At 58.6% G+C, this 14,228-nt stretch carries 14 protein-coding genes; 10 read left to right on the top strand and 4 right to left on the bottom strand.

The window, feature by feature from the left end; all coding sequences use genetic code 11:
* Positions 1-25 precede the first annotated feature (25 nt).
* Together trmFO and QZ268_RS16485 are read right to left on the bottom strand one after the other, a co-directional pair.
* Positions 26-1,369 (bottom strand): methylenetetrahydrofolate--tRNA-(uracil(54)-C(5))-methyltransferase (FADH(2)-oxidizing) TrmFO, encoded by a 1,344-nt coding sequence (gene trmFO / locus QZ268_RS16490; RefSeq protein ID WP_295454756.1) that lies wholly within the window; start codon positions 1,367-1,369, stop codon positions 26-28.
* Between the two features lie 465 nt (positions 1,370-1,834).
* Entirely contained in the window at positions 1,835-2,617 is a 783-nt protein-coding gene (locus QZ268_RS16485) for an enoyl-CoA hydratase (RefSeq protein ID WP_295454754.1), read from the bottom strand.
* A 58-nt stretch (positions 2,618-2,675) separates the two neighbouring features.
* Between QZ268_RS16485 and QZ268_RS16480 the strand changes: the two genes are divergently transcribed.
* Complete coding sequence (locus tag QZ268_RS16480) at positions 2,676-3,098, top strand: PaaI family thioesterase (protein WP_295454752.1); 423 nt, start codon at positions 2,676-2,678, stop codon at positions 3,096-3,098.
* A 58-nt stretch (positions 3,099-3,156) separates the two neighbouring features.
* On the opposite strand, the gene asd is transcribed toward QZ268_RS16480, so the two are convergent.
* On the bottom strand, positions 3,157-4,050 hold the full coding sequence (gene asd / locus QZ268_RS16475) for an archaetidylserine decarboxylase (protein WP_295454751.1): 894 nt from the start codon (positions 4,048-4,050) through the stop codon (positions 3,157-3,159).
* Between the two features lie 251 nt (positions 4,051-4,301).
* On the opposite strand from asd, the gene QZ268_RS16470 reads away from it, so the two are divergent.
* From QZ268_RS16470 to QZ268_RS16455, 4 genes are all read left to right on the top strand, one after another.
* A complete protein-coding gene (locus QZ268_RS16470) occupies positions 4,302-5,084 on the top strand; it encodes a transporter substrate-binding domain-containing protein (protein ID WP_295454749.1) in 783 nt (260 codons plus the stop codon).
* 123 nt (positions 5,085-5,207) lie between these two features.
* Positions 5,208-5,855 carry an amino acid ABC transporter permease gene (locus QZ268_RS16465; RefSeq protein WP_295454747.1) on the top strand — a complete coding sequence of 216 codons (648 nt, stop codon included), beginning with the start codon at positions 5,208-5,210 and terminating at the stop codon, positions 5,853-5,855.
* Positions 5,856-5,873: 18 nt separating this feature from the next.
* Entirely contained in the window at positions 5,874-6,530 is a 657-nt protein-coding gene (locus QZ268_RS16460) for an amino acid ABC transporter permease (RefSeq protein WP_295454746.1), read from the top strand.
* 17 nt (positions 6,531-6,547) lie between these two features.
* Entirely contained in the window at positions 6,548-7,321 is a 774-nt protein-coding gene (locus QZ268_RS16455; RefSeq protein ID WP_295454744.1) for an amino acid ABC transporter ATP-binding protein, read from the top strand.
* 6 nt (positions 7,322-7,327) lie between these two features.
* Here QZ268_RS16455 and QZ268_RS16450 read toward each other — a convergent pair whose 3' ends face one another.
* On the bottom strand, positions 7,328-8,296 hold the full coding sequence (locus tag QZ268_RS16450; RefSeq protein ID WP_295454742.1) for a LysR family transcriptional regulator: 969 nt from the start codon (positions 8,294-8,296) through the stop codon (positions 7,328-7,330).
* Positions 8,297-8,463: 167 nt separating this feature from the next.
* On the opposite strand from QZ268_RS16450, the gene QZ268_RS16445 reads away from it, so the two are divergent.
* The 5 genes from QZ268_RS16445 to alr are packed head-to-tail and all read left to right on the top strand — an operon-like array spanning position 8,464 to position 14,225.
* A complete protein-coding gene (locus QZ268_RS16445) occupies positions 8,464-9,801 on the top strand; it encodes an aspartate aminotransferase family protein (RefSeq protein WP_295454741.1) in 1,338 nt (445 codons plus the stop codon).
* 3 nt (positions 9,802-9,804) lie between these two features.
* Positions 9,805-10,731 (top strand): 3-keto-5-aminohexanoate cleavage protein, encoded by a 927-nt coding sequence (locus QZ268_RS16440; protein WP_295454739.1) that lies wholly within the window; start codon positions 9,805-9,807, stop codon positions 10,729-10,731.
* Positions 10,732-10,758: 27 nt separating this feature from the next.
* Positions 10,759-11,784, top strand: a complete 1,026-nt coding sequence (locus tag QZ268_RS16435) for a histone deacetylase family protein (RefSeq protein ID WP_295454737.1) — start codon at positions 10,759-10,761, stop codon at positions 11,782-11,784.
* Between the two features lie 45 nt (positions 11,785-11,829).
* A complete protein-coding gene (locus QZ268_RS16430) occupies positions 11,830-13,065 on the top strand; it encodes an amidohydrolase (protein WP_295454735.1) in 1,236 nt (411 codons plus the stop codon).
* A 5-nt stretch (positions 13,066-13,070) separates the two neighbouring features.
* A complete protein-coding gene (gene alr, locus QZ268_RS16425) occupies positions 13,071-14,225 on the top strand; it encodes an alanine racemase (protein ID WP_295454734.1) in 1,155 nt (384 codons plus the stop codon).
* Positions 14,226-14,228: the final 3 nt, after the last annotated feature.

Below are 14,228 nucleotides of genomic sequence, written 5' to 3'. Positions count from 1 at the left end.
TCTGCCCCCTTGGTGTTCAGGATGTTCAGGCGAAGTTATCCAGCCAGCTGGTCCAGGCCGTTTTGGCGCGATCCGTATAGGCCTTGTAGCGATCCTTGCGGCCGCGACGGCCGCCTTTTAGGCCCTCAACCGGTTGGAACAGGCCAAAGTTCACGTTCATCGGCTGGAAGGTCTTGGCCTCGGCTCCGCCGGTGATGTGATGGATCAGCGCACCCATGGCGCTGTCTTGTGGTACTTCTGGCAGCTCAAGGCCGAGGATTTCGGCGGCGGCCATGCGACCGGCCAGCAGCCCCATGGCTGCACTTTCCACATAGCCCTCGACGCCGGTGATCTGTCCGGCAAAGCGCAGGTGGGGTTTTGATTTCAACCGCATTTGGGCGTCAAGCAGGGTGGGGGAGTTGAGGAAGGTGTTGCGATGGATCCCGCCAAGACGGGCAAAGCTGGCGTTTTCCAGCCCTGGGATCATCCGCAGCACCTCTGTTTGGGCGCCGTATTTCATCTTGGTCTGGAAGCCGACGATATTGAACAGGGTGCCAAGCGCGTTGTCGCGGCGCAGCTGCACCACGGCGTGGGCTTTGACATCGGGCTGATGTGGATTGGTCAGGCCAACGGGTTTCATTGGACCAAAGCGCAGGGTCTCGCGGCCACGTTCGGCCATGACCTCGATCGGCAGGCAGCCGTCAAAATAACCGGCGGTTTCGCCTTCATGGAATTCGGTCTTATCGGCGGCCAGCAGCGCGTCGATAAAGGCCTCATACTGGTCTTTGCTCATTGGGCAGTTGAGATAGGCGGTGCGCTCTTCCTCGGTTTCGCCCTTGTCATAGCGCGACTGCATCCAGGCTTTCGACATGTCGATGCTTTCGGCATAGATGATTGGCGCGATTGCATCAAAGAAGGCAAGTGCCTCGGCGCCGGTCTCAGCCTGGATGGCCTGGCCGAGAGGGGCAGAGGTCAAGGGACCGGTGGCAAAGATCCAATGGCCGTCCGTTGGCAGGACGCTGATTTCCTCGTAGGAGATCTCGATATTGGGATGGGCTTTCAGCTTGGCTGTCACCGTTTCGGCAAAGGGCTCGCGGTCGACCGCCAAGGCACCACCAGCAGGCAGGCGGTGTTCTTCGGCTGTGGCCATGATCACGCCATTTGCCGCGCGCATTTCCCAATGCAGCAGGCCAACGGCGTTTTGCTCATCGTCATCAGAGCGGAAGGAATTGGAACAGACCATTTCGCCCAGATTGCCCGTCTGATGGGCAAAGGTTTCCACTTTGGGCCGCATCTCGTGGATCACCACTTTGACGCCCATGTTCGCTGCCTGCCAGGCTGCTTCGGACCCGGCCATGCCGCCGCCCACGATATGTAATGTCTCTGTCATAGGGGGCAAATAGGGCAGTGCGCGCCCTTAAGCAATATTGCGCAGGCTCAAATGTGGCAGCAAAGGGGCAGAATAGGGCAAAGACGCGCGCGGCATATTCTCAGCGCGCTGGCCGGGGCCGAATGCATGATTTTTTAGCGGGGGAAACAACTGCCCCGAAGGCACAGCATTGTTTCCATCCCTTGCACAACCCACCAAAGGTTAGGACGGCATAGCCCAAAGTATGGGCGGTTTTTCTTTGGATGAGGAGAATTTGGGGCCGCTGAGCGGGAATGTCGCCCGGGGAGAGAGATTCCCGGTTGGAGGGACCTTCCGCTTCAGCGGCCCAAATTGTGTCCGGGTCAGGACCTGTGTCGTAACCCGTGCCCAATCTTTGCCATTATCTTGCCCCGATTAAAAGGCCCGATATAGAAACAATAAATCCTGAATGGTAAACAAAGCCTAAAATTTTCGAAAAAATTGTCTCTATTTCCAGTCAGGGCTGCGTTTTTCGATAAAGGCCTGCATGCCCTCGACGGTGTCGGGCTGCATCAGGTTGGTGACAATGACCTCGCTGGTATAGGCATAGGCCTCCTCAATGGGCATCTCTAGCTGCTGGTAATAGGCTTCTTTGCCCACCTTGACGGCGGCACCAAGTTTGGAGGCGATCTTATCCGCCAGTGCGCGGGTCTCTGCCTCCAGCTGCGCGGCGGGGACGGCGCGGTTGATCAGCCCCAGCTCAGCGGCGCGGGGGGCGGACATGAACTCGCCAGTGGTGAGCAGTTCAAAGGCGTGTTTGCGGGGGATGTTGCGGGAGAGGGCCACCATAGGCGTTGAGCAGAACAAGCCGATGTTGACGCCATTGACGCCAAAGCGGCAGTCATCACTGGCTATCGCGAGATCGCAAGAGGCAACCAGCTGACAGCCCGCAGCGGTGGCAATGCCATGGACCTGGGCAATGACCGGCTGCGGCAGCTGTTGCAGCCCCAACATGACCGAGGTGCAGCGGGCAAAAAGCCCCTCAAAATAGGACTGTCCCTTATCCGCTGTCGCGCGCCCAGCGGTCATCTGGCGAATGTCGTGGCCAGCACAAAAGGCTTTGCCTATGCCCGACAGAATCACCGCCTTGATGCTGGTATCGTCTTTCAGGACATCAATCTGCGCCTGCAGCGCCTGCAACATCTCATCCGAGAGGGCATTCAGCCGCTCGGGTGCATTCATTTGTAGATGAGCCACTGCGTTTTTGTCGTGACGTTCCAGAATTGCCATCTTGCTCTCCTCCTAGGTTCCGGGTGAACACTAGGGCGCAATGAGGGAGAGGAAAAGCATGGGTTTGGCATTCGATGTCGCAGGGCTTGAGGCCTATATGGATGAAATTTTTCCGCAAGTGGCCGATGATTTTGCAGTTGATGCGCTGTCGATGGAGGGCATTACCATGCGCTTGAAGGTGGCAGAGCGCCATCTGCGCCCTGGCGGTACGGTTTCTGGACCGTCGATGTTTGCCTTGGCCGATGTCACGGTCTATGGGCTGGTGCTGTCGCGTCTGGGCGCCAAGGCGCTGGCAGTGACCACCAATTGCTCACTTGATTTTATGCGTAAACCAGAAGCCGGCCGCGACATCATAGCCAAAGGTCAGTTGCTGAAACTGGGCCGAAGCCTGGCAGTCGGGGATGTGCATATGTTCTCTGAGGGGTCAGACAAGCTGGTGGCGCGTTCCACCATGACCTATTCGATCCCGCCAGAGCGCTGAAGCCAGAGAGCAGAGGCCTGGTACAGAGAGCAGTGCGCGGGCTTTTAGATGCTTGCTGTTACAGGGTCGCTGTTGCTAAGGGCTGGCCGACCTTGACCAGGGTTTCCAGGCCTTTGGCGCTGTTTTCTACCAGATCTGGGCTAAAGGTGACCTGACCGGGCTGAAAGACCACCACAACGGTAGAGCCGCCAAACTTGAAATAGCCCTTTTCTTGCATCTTGCGCACGGGGCCAGAGGAGGTGGTGTTGATGATCGAGCCGACCCCAAAGGCGCCAATTTCGCTAAAGCAATAGGTGCCGATCTTATCGTTTTTGATCAAAGTGTTGCAGCGCTTGTTTTCACCAAAAACATCCGGCCCGGCCCCCAGGGCAATGGGGTTAACCGAATGCAGCGCGCCGGCAAGCTCTTGGGTGGTTTCAATCTGGCCAGAGGCTGGGAAATGATAGCGGTGGTAATCCGCCGGACAAAGACGCACGATGGCCAGCGCCCCGCCCAGAAATGGCTCTGACAGGCCGGGCAGCATGGATGTGATCGACATCGGGTGGCCTTTGACCGGGACAAAGACATCCTTGTCCAGCTTAGGAAAAACCAGAACCCGACCATCGGCTGGGGCAACAATCTCGCTAGGGTCATCTGAATAGGGGCGCGCCTCAGGCCGAAGGTGGCGGGCAAAAAAGTCATTAAAGGAAGTGTAGTCGTCGGCAGGTCTGACGGCCTCTGCCATGTCGATGGACAGCTCATCAATCACCGCGTTGATCTTGCCGCGCGACAGGGGGCTGTCATACCACAGTCCAAACATCCGGCTGATCAGGGAGGAGCGAAACAACAGCCGCTCTATCAGGCTGGAACCGGCATCCTGATAAGCCCAGCGGATCCATTTTTCGCCCAGGATGACTTCGTCAAATACCCTGCCATTGTCCCGGTCGACCACTTGAATTGGGGTGTTCTGCATGTGATCAGCCTTGCGTTACTTCCGTCTGTGCGGCCTAGCAGAACCAGGCGGAGGGGCCAAGGGGCAGAGCGGAGCGGCTGCAGAAAGCAGGAGAGGCGGATTGAGTATAGTTTTTAACAATAATAATCATTCCCGTTATCTGTTTGTCCAATGGGGCAAGCTGTGCAAGCCTCTCCTGACAGATGCCAAGGGGCAAGGCACGCGCAGCGGACCCCCTAGAGAGCAATCGGGAACCGACATAGGAGAGACCCATGACATCGCGTAGAACGCTTTTGAAAACCACATTGGCCGCAGGTTTAGCCCTGGCCACCAGCCTCACCACTGCCAGCTTTGCAATGGCAGAAGAGCTTGGAAAAATTAAGGAAGCGGGCGTCATCCGCATCGCAATGAGCGGCGCTTACCCTCCCTTCAACTTTGTCAATGACAGCAACGAGGTTGTTGGCTTTGACCCGGCTGTTGGGGCTGAGATCGCCAAACGTATGGGCGTTGAAGTTGAAATCGTCACCACTGCTTGGGATGGTATCATCGGCGGTTTGCTGGCCAATAAATATGACGCGATTGTTGGCTCCATGTCGATCACCGAAGAACGTCAGCAGGTGGTTGATTTTGTAGGCCCTTACTACACAACCAAACGCGCGATCTTTGCCAAGCCCGGCGGCATCAGCTCGGCTGCGGAACTGAGCGAGGCCAAAGTTGGCCTGACCCTGGGCGAAACCCATGAGGCCTGGGCCCGTGAAATGGGCTATGACGTGCGCACTTACAAGGGTCTGCCCGAGCTGCTCCTGGAGCTTGAACATGGCCGCGTTGATGTCATCGTCAATGACTCGATCGCCGCTATTCTGGCGATGAAAGAGACCGGTCAAGACTATGTCATGATTACCGATTTCGAGACCGAAGAATTCGGCGCCGGTATCGCCATCCGCAAGGGCAGCCCAGAGCTGGCGGCTGCCATGCAAGGCGCGCTGGACGCGATGATGGAAGATGGCACCTATCTTGAGATTGCGAACAAATGGGTTGGCGGCGACATTCGCTAAACCAGCTAAGATGCGGCCCCGTTCAGGTTTCTATTAGAACAATGAATGGGGCCGTTTTAGATGCCGTTGCCTTTCCCTGGAGAGGCCGGCACAGAAAAGCACGGCTCAAGGAGACAGACGCCAGTGGATTATGCCTTGATGCAACGGGTCTTTCCCTTCTTTCTGGATGCGGCCTGGATAACCATATTGCTGTCGGTGTTGACAGCTCTGTTGGGGGTGACCTGCGCCATACTCGGCACTGCCGCCCGACTGTCGCGGTTCCCGCTGTTGCGGTTTCTGGGCGCCGCCTATGTTAGCCTGTTTCGCGGCACTCCGGCGCTGATCCAGCTGTTTATCCTATATTTTGGCGGCCCGCAGATCGGTATCCAGCTGGATGCATTTGAGGCGGGTGTCATCGGCCTCGGCGTCAATGTCGGCGCCTATATGACCGAAACCATGCGCGGTGCCATTATCTCGGTTGACAAAGGGCAGGGCGAGGCCGCCCGAACCCTCGGCATGAGCAAGTGGCAAGCGATGCGCAATGTGGTCCTGCCGCAAGCCATGCGCCTGATGATCCGGCCGCTGGGGGTGAACCTTAACACCCTGATCAAAAGCACCGCGCTGGTCGCGGCCATTTCAGTGGTCGAGCTGACCTATACAGCGCAGCGCTATATTGGCTCTACCTACAAACCCTTCGAGATGTTCCTGATTGCAGGCCTTTTGTACATGATCATCATTTATGTTGTCGGGCTGGCCGTGACCTGGGCCGACCGCAAAGCTCGCCTGAATTGATCGGGGAAAGGATACCGCATGGGACTCGATTTTAGCGTCATTCCAAAATACCTCGATATCGTCCTGCTGGGGGCGCTCTGGACCATTGCCATTACCGTTGGCGCTGCAGTTGTCAGCTTTTTCGGGGGCATTCTGCTTGCGATCATTGCGCTCTATGCCCCTGCCGTGGTGCGTTGGCCCTTTCGGGTGTTCTCCTTCCTGTTTCTGGGCACGCCGCTGTTGTTGCAGCTGTTCCTGATCTACTTTGGTCTGGTGCAGATCGGCGTGGATGTGCCTGCATTTGTGGCTGGGGTGATCGGTCTGGGGCTGCACTTTGCCGTCTATAACTCAGAACTGTTTCAGGCCAGTATTCTGGCCGTTGACAAGGGCCAGATCGAAGCCGCCCGGACCCTGGGCCTGTCGCGGATGCAGGCCCTGCGCAAAGTGGTGGTGCCACAGGCGGTGCGCGATGTGATCCCGCCGATTGGCAACAATATGATCGCACTTCTGAAGGATTCAGCCCTGGTCTCGGTGATTGGTGTTTCTGAACTGACCCTGTCTGCCCAACGCGCCATTGGCAGCACATACCGGCCCTTTGAGTTCTACGTTCTGGTGGCGGCAATCTACTACATTATCAACCTCGGCATGGAGGCCGTCTTGCGCCGCGTTGAACGCCGCATTCAGGCCTCGAAATGAACCGGCAGGAGAAAGACATGAGCGAGCAGAAACCTTTCATCGACATTCGTCACGCCAAAAAAAGCTTTGGCACATTGGAAGTGCTGAAAGACATCAACCTGCAGGTAGACCGGGGGCAGATCGTTGCCATCATTGGCCCCTCAGGCTCTGGCAAAAGCACCCTGCTGAGGGCGATCAATGACCTGGACCCCCTGACCGGCGGGGAGATCTGGCTGGAGGACAAGCAGATCAATATGGATCTGCCCCATGGTCAGTACGAACGCCATATCAATAAGGTGCGCCAGGAAATCGGCATGGTTTTCCAGCACTTCAACCTGTTTCCGCATCTGAAGGTGCGCGAAAATGTGACCCTGGCGCCGAAGATGCTCAAAGGACTGTCCGACGCTGAGGCCAACGCCCTGGCCGAGGAGCAGCTGACCAAGGTCGGCATGATTGAACGCATCGACTATTACCCCTCGCAGTTGTCAGGCGGCCAGAAACAGCGGGTGGCCATTGCCCGTGCCCTGGCGATGAAGCCCAAGGTCATGCTGTTTGACGAGGCCACATCGGCCTTGGACCCTGAGCTGGTGGAAGAGGTGAACCTGGTGATGAAGCAGCTCGCAGAGGAGCACATGACCATGATCATTGTTACCCATGAGATGGGCTTTGCCGAAAGCGTGTGTGATCGCGTTTTGTTTATGGATCAGGGCGTTGTGGTCGAAGAAGGTCCGCCAGAGGTGATTTTCCGCAATCCCAAGAGCGAGCGGACCCAGAACTTCCTGCGCAAGCACCTGGCAGGGCAGCACGCCTAAGCCACCCTAGCGATAGCTGCGCTGTTCTATCGGGGTCTCGTCGATTGCCGCGATCAGCCGGTCGAGCAGGATTTGCTCGGCCCGGTTCTTGGTCGCCCCTTCGCTCCAGACCAGATAGACGTCGATCGGCGGCAGATCCTCATAGGGGGGTACCTGCCACAGCTGCCCGTCCTGCACGTCGCGTTCGGCCACATGGATCGGCAAGGGGCCTACACCAAGCCCAGATACGATCATGCGCCGTACCTCCTCCAGGTGGCTTGAAACGCCGGTGATTTTCTGGCCCAGGGCGGCCTGGGCCCGCATCACGGTGATGGGTTTCAAGACATCCTGCAACCGATCGGTTTCAAAACTGACCGAGGAATGGCCTTCCAAATCTGCCGACGTGAGATCCTTGCGGCCAAAAAGCGGATGCGGCGGGCCGCAGAACAGGCCAAAATATTCGCGGAACATGCGCCTGTATTCCAGATTAGGGTTGTGGTCCCCCACCAGACAGATGGCAAAAGAGGCGCGTTTTGCGGCGACCTCTGCGATGGCTTTGGAACTGGACAGAACCTCGATTTTTAGGCTGGCCTTTGGGTGGTCGCGATGAAACCCGGTGAGGGCCTGATTGATCAAAGGGCTCACCACATGACTGGCCACGGCAATGCGCACATGGCCACGGACATCATCGGTCATTTCGCGCATCAGGGTCGATAACCGCAGCACCGATCCATTGATTTCCACCGCCTCACGGTACAGTAAACGTCCCGCTTCGGTGAGGGCATAATAGCCAGGAGAACGGTTGATCAACTTGCGCCCAACCCGGTCTTCTAACCGTTTTAAGGCAGTGGAAACAGATGGTTGCTTGAGACGCAGTTGGCTCGCTGCATCGGTGACCGAGTGGCTTTCCGCCAGGACAACAAAGGTGCGCAACAGGTTCCAGTCCAGCTCGCGGGCGATCCGTTCCGGTTCGTAGTGAGGGTCGTCTTTCCGCATAGCTCTTCTCTATATCAAGAATTCCAATTATCTATTTGATCTATACTAGTGGCTCTCGCATGGTTCTATCAAGCCCGCTTTGCGGCCATCGGCATCTTCGGCGCAGTCCTGTTGCGCCATGGCGTTTGGGTTCAGCAACAAGGCGGTAGGGAGTTGGAAAGCAAAGAATGAGCAATCTATTTTATCAGGCGCAGGGGCGCAGGCCGGTTCTGGAACAGGCGCGCGGCGTTTACATGTGGGACAAGGATGGCAAACGCTATCTGGATGGCTCGTCTGGGGCGATGGTTTGCAATATCGGCCACTCCAACCCGGAGGTGCTGACCGCGATGCGCCGCCAGATGGAAAAATCCACCTTTGGTTATCGGCTGCATTTTGAAACAGAGGCCTCCGAGCGTTTGGCGCAGAAGCTGGCCGGGCTGATGCCGGGGGATCTGAACCGGGTGTTCTTTGTGTCCGGCGGTTCTGAAGCGGTGGAAAGCGCCACCAAGCTGGCCCGGCAATATGCCCTGGCCAGTGAACAGGGCAGCCGCTGGAAGGTCATCTCGCGCGCGCCCAGCTATCATGGCTGCACATTGGGGGCTTTGGCCCTGACCGGCTATACCCCGCTGACCGCGCCCTTTGCGCCGATGATGCAGGACATGCCCAAAATTCCCGCGCCCCGTGCCTATCTGGACGGGCTGGACGCCGAGGACCCCGCCACCGGCCACCACTATGCCGATATGCTGGAGGCAAAGATCCTCGCCGAAGGCCCCGAAAGCGTGCTTGCCTTTATCGTTGAGCCTGTTGGTGGGGCCTCCACCGGTGCGCTGGTGCCGCCAAATGGCTATATGGAGCGGATCCGCGAGATCTGCACCCGCTATGGTGTGCTTTTGATCATGGATGAAGTAATGACCGGTGCCGGACGCACGGGCAGCTTTCTGGGCTCGGATCATTGGCAGGCGCAGCCGGATATTGTGGTGATGTCCAAAGGTCTGGGCGCGGGATACATGCCCCTGGGCGCGGTGATCGCCGATGAGCGCCTGGTAGCGCCGATCCTGGCGCAGGGCGGTTTTGCCCATGGCTTTACCTATGCCGGCAACCCCCTGGCCTGCGCCGCCGGGCTGGCGGTGGTAAATACCCTTGAAATGAATGGGTTGTGCGACAATGCTGCCAAAATGGGAGAGACCCTTTTGGCGCGGCTCAACGGATTGATGCAAAAGCATGAATTGATTGGCGATGTGCGCGGCAAGGGGCTGCTTACGGCCTTTGAATTCATGGCTGACCGGGACAGCAAGGCGCCGCTTCCGGCGCGGTTGAATGCTCATCAGCGCTTTGTCGATCTGGCCTATGCTAAGGGTCTGATCATCTATTCGCGGCGCACGCGTGACGGCACCGAGGGGGATCACATTCTGGTTTGCCCGCCGCTGATCGTGAACGCAGAGCATATCGACGAGATCATCGAGGGCCTTGATGCCAGCCTGGTGCAGTTCAGCCAAGACATCCATTCCGAACTAAAGGCAGGCTGACCCATGAGCAAAATATTGATTACCTGCGCCGTCACCGGCTCTATTCACACACCGTCAATGTCGCCCTATCTGCCCGTGACCCCTGCGGAAATTTCCGATCAGGCCCAGGGCGCCGCCGAGGCAGGCGCGGCAATCCTGCATCTGCACGCGCGGAACCCGCAGACCGGCCAACCCTCGGCTCGCGCAGAGGATTTTATGAGCTTCCTGCCGCAGTTGAAACAGTCCTGCGATGCGGTGTTGAACCTTTCAACCGGCGGCAGCGCGGTGATGACCCTGGATGACCGCCTGGCCGCCCCCAAACGGGTCGAACCGGAGATGTGCAGCCTCAATATGGGCAGCATGAACTTTGCGCTTTACCCGGCGGCGGCGCGGATTTCCGACTGGAAACACGATTGGGAACAGCCCTTTCTGGAGAACTCGGATGATCTGGTGTTCAAAAACACCCCGCGCGACATTGCCCGTATCCTGACCGAGCTGGGGGTCGAGCGCGGCGCCCGGTTTGAATTTGAATGCTACGACGTCGGGCATCTCTATATGCTCAAACATTTTGTCGATCGTGGTTTGGTGCAGAAACCCCTGTTCATTCAGTTTGTCTTTGGGGTTTTGGGCGGCATGGGGACGGACCCGGAAAACCTGATGCATATGAAGGTGATCGCCGACAAGCTGTTTGGCGATGATTACATGTTCTCGGTGCTGGCAGCGGGGCGTCAACAGATGCCGCTGATCACCATGGCGGCCGCCATGGGCGGGCATGTGCGGGTTGGGCTGGAGGACAGTCTGATGATCTCGCGCGGGGTTCTGGCCAAGGACAACGCAGAACAGGTGCGCAAAATTCGCCGCATCGTCGAAGACCTTGGCCGTGAGGTGGCAAGCCCAGATGAGGCCCGCAGCATGCTGGGGCTCAAAGGTGCTGACCGCACCGCGATCTAAAGTGACTCAAAAAGGCAGGACAGGCAGATGAAAGCGATCTTTGACGCACGCCAATGGCACCACGACCCCAAGCATTTTATGGCCAACGGTAAGGCACAGCCAAACCCGGAGCAGCCCAAACGCATTGAGGTTCTGCAAAACGGCGCTTTGGCGGCGGGCTGCACATTTTCAGAGCCACAGGACGCGGGGCTTGGCCCGATCGCTGCGGTGCATACGGCGGAATATCTGACCTTTCTCAAGAATATCTATCGCCGTTGGCAATATATCAAAGACGCAGGCGAAGAGGTGATCCCCAATATTCATCCCGCCAACCGCAGCGACAGCTACCCCAAATCGGCCACCGGCCAGTCGGGCTACCATCAGGCAGATACCGCCTGTCCAATCGCCGAAGGCACCTGGGAAGCCTCCTACTGGTCGGCGCAGTCGGCGATTTCAGGCGCTGATTACCTGCGTGAGGGCGGCCAGTCCGCCTATGTACTGGCGCGTCCCCCTGGGCATCACGCCTTTGCCGATATGGCCGGGGGCTTTTGTTTTCTGAACAACTCCGGCATTGCCGCCCAACGGCTGGCCGCAGCCGGGCTACGTCCGGCGATTGTTGATGTGGATGTGCATCACGGCAATGGCACCCAAGGCATATTCTACAATCGCGACGATGTGTTGACCGTCTCCCTTCATGCCGACCCCGAGCGGTTTTACCCGTTTTTCTGGGGCCACGCCCAGGAACGCGGTGAAGGCGCAGGGTTGGGCTATAACCTGAACCTGCCCCTGGCGCGCGGCACCGATGACGCGGGCTTTCTCAAGGCGCTTGATGTGGCGCTGGAACGGGTGACCCTGTTTGGCGCCGACGTTGTCGTCGTGGCCCTGGGGCTTGATGCCTCGATTGATGATCCGTTTCAGGGGCTTGCGGTGACCAAAGAAGGGTTCTCTCGTATCGGTGCGGCCTTTGCAAAGCTGGGCCTGCCGGTGCTGTTTGTCCAGGAGGGCGGATACCTGAGCGATAGTCTGGGGGAAAACCTGACCCGCTGCCTGACAGGCTATCAAACCGCCACCTGACGAAAACGCCTCCCCCACGGGGGGGCGAAAAGGAAAGAAGCCGATATGACAGCCGTACTCACCAACACCCAGTTGGCCTATCTGCAATCCCTGCGCCAGGCGCTGCACCAAAGCCCCGAGATCTCGGGCGAGGAGGTGGAAACTGCGGCGCGTATCACCCAGGAGCTGACGCGCGCCGGGGCGGACCGGGTCTGGACCGGGCTTGGCGGTCATGGCGTTGCGGCTGAATTTTGCGGGCAGCAGGACGGGCCGACAGTCCTGATCCGCTGCGAGCTGGACGCTTTGCCGATCCCTGAAATCTCGCAGGCCCCCTATCGCTCGCAGATCGAGGGCAAGGGGCATCTGTGCGGCCACGACGGCCACATGGTGATGGTGCTGGGGGTGGCGCTGGCGCTAAAAACACGTCCTGCCACGGGCCGGGTGATCCTGTTATTCCAACCCGCAGAAGAAACCGGCGCCGGGGCTGCCGCGGTGATCAATGATCCGCGCTGGCCTGAGTTGCGACCTGACTTTGCCTTTGCTTATCATAATGTTCCGGGTCGTCCTTTGGGCGAAATTGGCCTGTGTTCGGGAGTAAGTAACTGTGCCTCCCGTGGGATGAAGATCCGCTTTGGCGGCAAAACCTCCCATGCGGCCGCGCCCGAAGACGGGGTCTCGCCCGCAGGGGTGATCGCAGATCTGATGCAGAGCCTGCCAGTGCTGGGCCCGGGTGGCGATATGGGGGCTGACTTTGCCCTTGCCACCTTGACCCATGCGCAGCTTGGCGAGGCCAGTTTTGGCATTGCACCGGGGGCCGGAGAGCTGCGCATGACCCTGCGCAGCCAGACCGATGCGCGCATGGACCGTCTGGTCCAGGAGGCTGAGGCGCAGCTGGAGCGCGCCCTGGCAAAGGCTGCGCAGCAGGCCGGGCGGCGGGCCGAACATGTGTCCGCCACTGTGTCCGCCACTGTGACTTGGCACGATGTGTTTTTGGCCACCGTAAATGACGACAGGGCACTCACTATCGCCAGCACCGCCGCCTCCACCCTTGGCCTGTCAACACATTCCATGGGCCAGCCGATGCGTTGGTCGGAAGACTTTGGCCGTTTTGGTCTGGATGGCGCCAAGGCGGCGATGGTGTTCATCGGATCGGGCGAATCCCAGCCACAGTTGCACAATCCCAACTATGACTATCCAGATGGCTTAACCCCTACCGGCGTGGCCCTGTTGGTTGAAATTATCGACCAGCTGTTGGGCAGGCAGGGCGACGCACATGCCCAGCCAAACATCTCTGGCAACTGACCCCCATGACGGATCACCCAAACGAAAGCGCCTGGTGCGAGATTTCCCCGGCGCAGATTTCGCAGAACCTGCGCCATACCCTGGATCGGCTGCCTGCGCAGACCCGGCTTTGTGCCGTAATCAAAGCGGATGCCTATGGGCATGGCATTGAAAACGTGGTGCCTGTGTTGATGGCCCAGGGGGTGAGCCGTATCGGGATTTCCTCCAACGGCGAGGCCCGCGCGGTGCGGGCGGCTGGTTTCACCGGGGCGATCCTGCGTCTGCGCACAGCCACACCGGATGAGGTCAAAAGCGCCTTGGGAGAGGATGTCCAGGAGCTGGTGGGTTCAGAGGAGGGGCTACTGGCAATTCGGGACAGGCTGGGAGAGAAGCCGCTGCCAAAGCTGCATATCTCACTGAATGCCAATGGGATGTCGCGCGATGGCGTAGAGCTGTCGACACCGCAGGGACGGCGAGCCTGTGGCAATATTTTGAAACTGGGAGCGGGGAAGATCGTCGGGCTTTGCACCCATTTTCCGTCTAATCACAGTGATGAGCTGGTGGAAAATATCGCAAGGTTTCAACGGGATGTCGCCTGGATCTTTGCCAACAGTGATCTGCGGCGTCAGGACGTTATGATCCACGCCGGCAGCACGTTGACCCTGGTTTCCGGATTGGATCCGCAGGTGGATATGATGCGTTGTGGTGCCATCCTGTTTGGCATCGCCGGTCCCAGCCCGGCGTTCCATCCCGCATTGACGCTGAAATCTCAGGTGATCAGCGTTGGATCCTATCCCAAGGGCAGCACAATCGGCTATGATCGAACCGCAGTTCTGCACCGTGACAGGCGCCTTGCCAGCGTTGCTTTGGGATATGCAAATGGCTACAGCCGTCGGTTTGCCCAAAGCGCCCAGGGGGCTCAGGGTGCCGAAGTGCTGATCCGGGGGCAGAGCTGCCCGGTGATGGGGGCAATTTCGATGAATACCATCGTGGCAGATGTGACGGAGCTGCCCGAGGTTGCAATCAGTGATGAGGTGGTTGCCTTTGGTCAACAGGGCGGGCGAGAGATCGGATCCCAGATGCTTGAGCAGCTCAGCGGCACCATCATGGCCGATCTCTTTACCGATTGGGGACGCCGCAATCCACGTATTATCTGTAATCGAATTGCCTTGCATGCCTAGGGC

The organism is uncultured Pseudophaeobacter sp., assembly GCA_905479575.1.
GTDB lineage: Bacteria > Pseudomonadota > Alphaproteobacteria > Rhodobacterales > Rhodobacteraceae > Pseudophaeobacter.
This window is presented reverse-complemented; position numbering and strand designations above follow the sequence as displayed.